This window comes from Alkalibacterium sp. m-11, assembly GCF_054658155.1.
Genome location: NZ_BAAGIR010000101.1, coordinates 1 through 7,294 on the forward strand (window position 1 = coordinate 1; position 7,294 = coordinate 7,294).

The window sequence follows — 7,294 nt, forward strand, 5'->3', positions numbered from 1 at the left end:
ATCCGCTGGTCTAAACTGACAAACGTGCTGGAATAAACAGATTCTGTCGCTTAATTGACCCATTTTCTTAAAAAAAACTGCCGGAATAAAGTGACATTTACTGGCTGGATTATTTTGCTTTTCTACATTTCAAAATAACGTAACATCCAGTTTGGATAAACGCGTTCTGTATGCATGTCTCTAAAGATTGAGAAACCAAGGGTTTCTAGGCTATTAAAATCCTTCTTATTCATTTTTTTGTTGGATAATCCCCACCCAAAATCTAAGTATTGATCCAGGCTTAAACGTATTATCGCTCCTCCTATGACGTTATCATAGAAGGAGCGATAATAAATTATAAGGGGTTTTTATCAAACTGTCCTTGACATGGGGTCCAGTTTAGTTTTTTTAGCTGAATTTTCAAGTGTCTGCTTTATCCGTTCAGCGACTGGTTTTGAAATCCCCAACTTAGTCAGCTCTTCAAGTTCTGCCTCACGCAGGCGTTTCATTGACTTGAAATGACGCAGGACTTTCGTACGGGTTTTCGGACCCACGCCCTCGATGTCATCCAGCTGACTGGTAAAGCTGTTCTTGCTCCTCACGTTTCGGTGGAAGGTAATGGCAAATCTGTGGACCTCTTCCTGCACACGCTGAACAAGGTGAAAAGCCTGGCTCCTTGGATCGAGAATCACCGGTTCCAGTTCATCTCCAAAAATCAGTCCGGCTGTCCGGTGCTTATTGTCCTTGACCATGCCGGCGACAGGAATCATGAGCGACAGTTCATTTTGAAGCACATCCCTGGCTGCATTTACCTGAACCTTTCCTCCATCCATCATGATCAGATCCGGCAGAGGTTTCTTTTCTTTCAGCAGCCGGCTGTAGCGGCGCCGGATAACTTCCTGCGTTGTCGCATACTCGTTGCTCCCGACGACCGTTTTTATCTTATACTTCCGGTAATTATTTTTGTCCGGGCTCCCGTCTTTAAAAGAGACCATGGCGGAAACTGGATTGGATCCCTGAATATTCGAGTGGTCGAACGCTTCGATCCGTTCGATGTAAGGAAGCCCCATCGCCTGGGACAGTTCCTCAATGGCTCCGGTCGTCTTGCGTTCTTTCATTTCGATCAGACGGAACTTTTCTTTCAAAGCCAGCTCGCTGTTCTTCCCGGTTAGCTCAAGCAGTTCTTTTTTCCTGCCTTTTCTAGGCACCAGAACTTTCGTATCGAGCGTATCTTCCAGAAGTGCCTGATCGACTGTCTCAGGGACATAAATTTCCTTTGGTTTCTGGTTGTTTTTATCCTGATAGTACTGCAGCATGAAACTCATCAGCTCTTCTTCTGGCGTGTCATAAATCGGGAACATCGTGGCTTCCCGCTTGATGAGTGTAGCCTGGCGAACAAAAAAGACCTGGATAGAGATCCAGCCTTTGTCCATGTAATAATTGAAAAAGTCACGCGGCGTGAAATTGTTAGATATAATGGACTGTTTTTCAACGGTCCGTTCAATGTAGGATATCTGATCTCTGAACTCGGCAGCACGCTCGTAGTTCATCTCTTCAGCCGCTTCCTGCATTTTATCTTTCAGATCCCGCTTGATATCTGTGACATTACCATTCAGAAATGACTTGATACGGGCGATTTGAGCATCATATTCTTCTTTTGAGACCTCATGATCGCAAGGTCCGATGCATTGACCGATATGATAATAGAGACAAGCCCGTTTCTGATGACCGTTGCATTTTCTCAATGGATATATTTTCTGGATCAGCTGCTTAGTTTCGGAAGCCGCCCATACATCAGGGTAAGGTCCAAAATAATAGCCCCCATCCTGTTCAACTTCTGAACTTATCACTAGCTGTGGATCCCGTTCATTCGTTATTTTAAGATAAGGATAGCTGGTCCCTCTTTTCAGCCGGATATTATACTTGGGCTGATGTTTCTGAATCAAGGTGACCTCCAGAAGCAGGGCTTCCTTGTCTGAACCGGTCACGATCGTTTCAAAATCTACTATATCTTCTACCAGACGTTTGGTCTTTCCCGTATGTTCTCCTCTGAAATAAGACCGGACCCTGTTTCTCAGATTCTTGGCCTTACCGATGTAAATGATCTCGTCGTTGCTGTTTTTCATGATATAACAGCCTGGCAGATCAGTCAGCAGCTGTAGTTTATGTTCGATGATTTCAGTAGTCAAAAAAGCACCCCCTTCTTTCAGTTGATTAAATTAGTTGGACTCTTCAAAAATATAAAGCGAATGGAACGTATTGAAGTCTGATCGTCCGACTTTTACGTTCTTATAACTGAAGGACTCCCCCAGTTCATGCGTCCCGTTCTTCACTGCTTTGTCAACAGCATCGGCAATGTCTGCGTACAGGTCATCGATCGCCTCGTCAGACAGCTTTGCGTGCTCCGCTTCCCAGGCACTTAGAAAAGCCTCTTCGTCTTTTCCTCTGTAAAAATCGATATAATTCTCTTTCATGTTCCCCTTCACTCCTTTCAAGCCTCGTAAATGTCCAGTCTATTTTACCAGAAATGGGAACATTTGTCAGCTTTTCGAGGACAGGTGATCGACAATCTCAAGTCTCTCGATGTCCTGCCTTTCTCTAAGGAGGAACTGGATAAGCTGAGCACATTCTACTGGGATAATGTTCATGACTACATCCGTGGTGCATACTGATTCTTCGATAAAAATAGCGCGTCCCTTTCTTATGCTCAGGGGGTGCGTTTTTCTCATTGTCTTTCAGTGTATTCTTTTGTATGATAGAAAACAGTACGTCACAAAGTGGATCTGAGATGAATGTTTTAGTTGAAGCTATTACTGACTCTTGAGGAGGATGTCGTATGACTGGACAGTCAAAATTTAACCGGTCTCCGGTTTCTGGAAGAACGTATGCTCTGACAAGGATAGCCTTACTGACCAGTCTGGTTTCTGTGGGCAGACTGACTTTTTCATTTATTCCAAATGTTCAGCCGATGACCGTTCTTCTGATATGCATCACTTTTTATTATGGCTGGAAGATGGGGCTGACGGTCGCACTGCTTTCCGTGCTCATAACAAACCTGTATCTGGGTATGGGCCCATGGACGGTGGCTCAAATCGGTGGGTTTGCTGCACTTATTTTGCTTTCTAATATGTTTAAAAACAGTCATCGGAACACACCACTCATCTATTTGCAGATCTACGTGGCCTTTCTAGGCATTTTATATGGCCTCGTGGTGTCAGTCTTACAGGCCCCGATTATCGGCTGGAACATTCTTATGCCTTATTATCTTTCCGGCCTGGGTTATGATCTGCTTCATGCCGCAGGAAATGCAGTCTTCTTCCCCATCCTTTACCCAGCTTGTATGAGAGTCTTTAAAATGGCGGATACCTCAGCTTTTGAGAAACGGTCCACTCAAGAAAAAGGAGAAACGAATGAATAAAAAAGAAAAATACCTGATCGGTGTTTCCGTTTTTGTTATCCTGCTAGTTCTAGGACTATGGTATTCAGGACTTGCATCCAATAACCCGACAACCGCTGATCTGGATAAAGAAATTAACATGACAATAGTAGCCGACGGTGAAATCATTGCCGATGATACTCTTGATGTCGCTGACGATTCAACCTTACTTGATATCATGAGTCAGCACTACGATCTGATTGTGACTGATGATGGCTTTATTGAGTCTATCGAAGGCATAGACCAGCTTCCTGAAGAAAATCTTTACTGGATATATGAAGTTAACGAAGAAACTGTCACTGTGAGTGCTGCGGACTTCGTTCCCGAAGAAGGTGACCACATCGTGTGGGAACTCACAGCCTTTTAATACAAACAGTTTTTTAAAAGACACCTCTGCTGTCCCTTTCAGTTACTATACTGGTTGGGAAGCAGAGGTGTCTTTTGGATAGTAGATTTTTAATAAGGACCGGCCAATTCCCTGACAAAAAACGAAGTGACTTCATCCATTGTCGGGCCTTTGACCAGGTGCTTCTCGCCCTCTTCAATGAACCTGACATTTGGAATCTGATTTCCCTTAATAAAGGCCGCCGTATCTTCGTAAGGAACGATACGGTCCTGCGTGCCGTGCCAGAACAGAAGAGGGCGTCCGGCCAGTGTTTCTGGCCTCAGAGACAAATCGTACGAAGGGATCCAGGACAGAAGCGATTCATAATCATGAGGATAAAACCGGTTCATTTCTTTTGCCCGTGTCAGTATTCTGTCACGATAAGCGACCGGTTTCGGAGAGCCCATGACACAGGCTGCAGCTTTGATTTCCGGATTATGTGTCAGGAGAGCACAGGTAGTGAATCCACCCATGGATACCCCGCCTACGCCAATACGGTCGTCAGCCAGGCCGAGCTTCCTGAAGTGATTGACAATAAAACCAAATTCAAACAGATTGGTATGGATGCTCTGCCAAAAAGCCAGCGAAGGAATACGGGTCATTTCCTGGTAACGGTCCCCGTGATTGGCTGCATCCGGTAGAAGAACGCGAAAACCGGCCTGTGCCAGCTTCCTACCTTGGGTAAGCACCAGCTCCTTAGATGACTGCCAGCCGTGGTAATAAACTATCAGAGGGAGTAGCTCGTTTCTATTTTCTTTCTGCACCACTTCCAGCAGAGGGATAGTTCCAAGGGTCCGTTTTCTGATCGTCAGTTTCATAAATCCGCCTCTTTTCCAGCTTAGTTCATACGTTTGTTTCTAAAATAACAGCGCCACTCCGGTTCCAGCGGCTTATTCTCCGTAAATAGCTCGGGGTTCTTTTCCAGCAGTTCGGTCAGCAGCACCGTCGTCATATGTGCGTCCACAACTCGTGTTTCTGCATCCCCGAATCGTCCAGTTTTCATCGCCCCTTCTTCAATCAGGAGATCATTGACTTTCCAGAAATGCTCAGACCACGACAATCCACAGTGACGGCGTGAGGGCACCCGAACTTTTTCTCCAGAATGCAGAATACTGAACAGCTCTTCATGACTGTCCGTCATTCTGCCTGGGATATCCATCCATTCCTCTATGCCGTGAATAAACGTGTTTCTAGTCAGATCGACACCGACCAGAATAATCTGTGCCTTTCTGTCAACGATTTTTCCCCAGACCGACTCTCCGGCGCATGGGGTATCATGCTTGTATTCACCCGCTGTAAAGGCGGCCGCATCTTTCCCCAGGGCCGCTACCGAATGAGTCGGATGTTCCGATCGGATCGTGTTTTCCCGGTTTCTGAACAGTTCAGTCAGGATTCCCACATTGGACGGCGACTTCTTGACATCGAAGACAGGGTTGTCCTTGCTGATGTACTTCCACGTATGAGTCGGAAGGACAAGCAGACCGTCTGCCATATAGTCGCTCAAGGCATCCAGAACAGTATCAGCTCGTCCATCCACCTCCCCTATGCTTTTATAGGACGAATGAACCAGTAGTGTCCCTTCTTTTTCAATCCTCAAATGGTCGAGACAATCCATTAAATGTTTTTTAGAATACATGCTATTCTCCTTGTTCATTTGTCAACTCTATTCCAGAATCTCTTTCTCTTTAGATTAAACACCATTCCATTTTATAAAGCAAATAAGTCTTCTTTATCTAATAATGACTGCTTGCTTTCTCGAAATCAGCTTCCATTGAATCAGAATACTGTTACAGGTCAATAGAGAAGTCTCTGGTCCTGTCATGGAGGGACAGTCCCCCGAATGTCAGGATTATTAAACCAACTCCATAATCTGACCTCGTTCACTTAGTCCACAACAGTAAAAAAACCCACTGGAGAAGTACTAGTCTCCAATGGGCCGATTTCTATAATAATGTAATGAGGTTAATCCAGTACTCGAATCGTTACGCTTCGTCTTCCCCAGCTCAGTGCTTCTCCTACTGTCTGGAAGTGGATATCAATGATGTTTCCTCTAATTGCTCCACCTGTGTCTCCGGCAATATAGACGCCCATGCCTTCAACCTCTACCATTGATCCTAGTGGAATGACAGAAGGATCAACTGCTATGACACGCGGATTGATTCTTAAATCGATGCCGGTTGCCGTATGTGTGCTTAAGTTAGGCTGCTTGGTTGAATAGCCTGTAGCCTGAACACGTAACGTTCTACCGGAACTTACTTCCGGCTTAGCTGGTGCTGGCGCAGGAGCTGGTGCCGGTGCAGGGGCCGGGCTGCTGTTTGAACTTGTGCTTGAACTGGAATTATTGTTTGAATTATTGCTTGAACCAGAACTTGCAGCTGAACTTGAATTTGAAGATGAGCTGTTTGATGCAGTCTGTTCGGCAGCTTGTGCACTTGAACTGTCTGAAGAAGAAACCGATACTTCAGTTTGCTGTTCGGCTTCTGCTCTTGCAGCGGCACGCGCAGCTCTTTCCTCTTCTTCTTTCTGTGCAGCAGCTCTCGCAGCTTCTTCTCTAGCCACTCGACGCGCTTCTTCGATTCTCGCTTCTTCTACTGCTCCTCTTTCGATCAGTTCAGTCAGCTGAGACTGATTATCTCTGATCAGAGACTGCAGCTCGGAAACTTTTCCGTCAAAGACTTCTTTCTGTGAAGTGGCCAGTTCTCGTCTCTCTTCAAGCTCCTGCTGTGCCGCTTCAAGTTCTTCCTGTAAAGTAATAAGTACTTGAACTTCTTCTTCAGCCAGTTCCAGCTGATGATTGCCTGCATCTGTCAGACGCATAATAATAAGAGCACGATTAAATAAATCAGACAGGCTTTCAGATTCAAGTATAGTCAATACAATGTTCTGAGTGGATTCATTTAACTGAAGAGACTGCAGACGCTGTCTTGCCTGTTCCATTCTCGCCTCAACGATTTCTTCCTGGGCTGAGACTTCAGATTCAGTCTGGCCGATTTCTTCCAGCTTTTCCTCGATTTCTACATCCAGTTCAGCTAGTTCGGTACTCAATACGCTCACTTCTTCCAGCACGGTATTGACTTCCTTCTGTAATGAATCAATTTCTTCTTGAGTTTGTTCCTGCTGCTCCCGAATAGCTTCTAGCGTCTGGGCTGATGCAGTGGTTGCTTGACCTAAGGACAGGAAGGCCAGTACTGCTACAACCATCCCCACTATATTCTTTGTCATCGCTTAAAGAACAATCCTTTCTCTTTTGAATTTGAGATATCTTAAAATAAGTTGTTCAATGCCACGCTATTATACCGAGAAATTGCATGAAGTACATTTCTATATTCTTACAATTTGTTACAGAAAGTCAAAATATTCATAAATATTGTATGTGTCAAGACTTTGGCGGAAACTTTTTTTCTAGAGATGGTAACTCTTCAATTTTAATATTAAAATGGCTCATTCTGTGTGTTTCATTACCCAAACATTTTCTTCAGTTGTCCCATTGGACT

General features: G+C 44.8%; 8 protein-coding genes. 3 read left to right on the forward strand and 5 right to left on the reverse strand.

Going from position 1 to position 7,294, the window contains the following annotated elements:
- Window positions 1-350: 350 nt before the first annotated feature.
- On the reverse strand, window positions 351-2,168 hold the full coding sequence (uvrC, locus tag ACYQ2O_RS09390) for an excinuclease ABC subunit UvrC (protein ID WP_459796478.1): 1,818 nt from the start codon (window positions 2,166-2,168) through the stop codon (window positions 351-353).
- Between the two features lie 30 nt (window positions 2,169-2,198).
- Window positions 2,199-2,453 (reverse strand): hypothetical protein, encoded by a 255-nt coding sequence (locus tag ACYQ2O_RS09395; protein ID WP_459796479.1) that lies wholly within the window; start codon window positions 2,451-2,453, stop codon window positions 2,199-2,201.
- Window positions 2,454-2,483: 30 nt separating this feature from the next.
- Here ACYQ2O_RS09395 and ACYQ2O_RS09400 point away from each other — a divergent pair, with 30 nt between their 5' ends.
- The 3 genes from ACYQ2O_RS09400 (at window position 2,484) to ACYQ2O_RS09410 (ending at window position 3,782) form a co-directional block, all read left to right on the forward strand.
- Complete coding sequence (locus tag ACYQ2O_RS09400) at window positions 2,484-2,651, forward strand: hypothetical protein (protein WP_459796481.1); 168 nt, start codon at window positions 2,484-2,486, stop codon at window positions 2,649-2,651.
- 164 nt (window positions 2,652-2,815) lie between these two features.
- Complete coding sequence (locus ACYQ2O_RS09405; protein ID WP_459796482.1) at window positions 2,816-3,397, forward strand: ECF transporter S component; 582 nt, start codon at window positions 2,816-2,818, stop codon at window positions 3,395-3,397.
- Window positions 3,390-3,782 (forward strand): DUF4430 domain-containing protein, encoded by a 393-nt coding sequence (locus ACYQ2O_RS09410; protein ID WP_346024972.1) that lies wholly within the window; start codon window positions 3,390-3,392, stop codon window positions 3,780-3,782. The genes ACYQ2O_RS09405 and ACYQ2O_RS09410 overlap by 8 nt, the downstream gene beginning before the upstream one ends.
- Window positions 3,783-3,871: 89 nt before the next feature.
- On the opposite strand, the gene ACYQ2O_RS09415 is transcribed toward ACYQ2O_RS09410, so the two are convergent.
- The 3 genes from ACYQ2O_RS09415 to ACYQ2O_RS09425 form a co-directional block, all read right to left on the reverse strand.
- Window positions 3,872-4,618 carry an alpha/beta fold hydrolase gene (locus tag ACYQ2O_RS09415; RefSeq protein ID WP_459769157.1) on the reverse strand — a complete coding sequence of 249 codons (747 nt, stop codon included), beginning with the start codon at window positions 4,616-4,618 and terminating at the stop codon, window positions 3,872-3,874.
- Window positions 4,619-4,638: 20 nt separating this feature from the next.
- The gene (locus tag ACYQ2O_RS09420; protein ID WP_346023820.1) at window positions 4,639-5,436 is read right to left on the reverse strand and encodes an AAC(3) family N-acetyltransferase; all 798 of its coding nucleotides are present in this window, start codon (window positions 5,434-5,436) and stop codon (window positions 4,639-4,641) included.
- 326 nt (window positions 5,437-5,762) lie between these two features.
- A complete protein-coding gene (locus ACYQ2O_RS09425) occupies window positions 5,763-7,022 on the reverse strand; it encodes a 3D domain-containing protein (RefSeq protein ID WP_346023819.1) in 1,260 nt (419 codons plus the stop codon).
- Window positions 7,023-7,294 lie beyond the last annotated feature (272 nt).

Excerpts from the sequence above, each read along its gene's own strand:
- ACYQ2O_RS09410 (WP_346024972.1), top strand. The coding sequence starts at position 3,390 with ATGAATAAAAAAGAAAAATACCTGATCGGTGTTTCCGTTTTTGTTATC.
- ACYQ2O_RS09415 (WP_459769157.1), bottom strand. The coding sequence starts at position 4,618 with ATGAAACTGACGATCAGAAAACGGACCCTTGGAACTATCCCTCTGCTG.
- ACYQ2O_RS09405 (WP_459796482.1), top strand. The coding sequence starts at position 2,816 with ATGACTGGACAGTCAAAATTTAACCGGTCTCCGGTTTCTGGAAGAACG.
- ACYQ2O_RS09400 (WP_459796481.1), top strand. The coding sequence starts at position 2,484 with ATGTCCAGTCTATTTTACCAGAAATGGGAACATTTGTCAGCTTTTCGA.
- ACYQ2O_RS09420 (WP_346023820.1), bottom strand. The coding sequence starts at position 5,436 with ATGTATTCTAAAAAACATTTAATGGATTGTCTCGACCATTTGAGGATT.
- ACYQ2O_RS09395 (WP_459796479.1), bottom strand. The coding sequence starts at position 2,453 with ATGAAAGAGAATTATATCGATTTTTACAGAGGAAAAGACGAAGAGGCT.
- ACYQ2O_RS09425 (WP_346023819.1), bottom strand. The coding sequence starts at position 7,022 with ATGACAAAGAATATAGTGGGGATGGTTGTAGCAGTACTGGCCTTCCTG.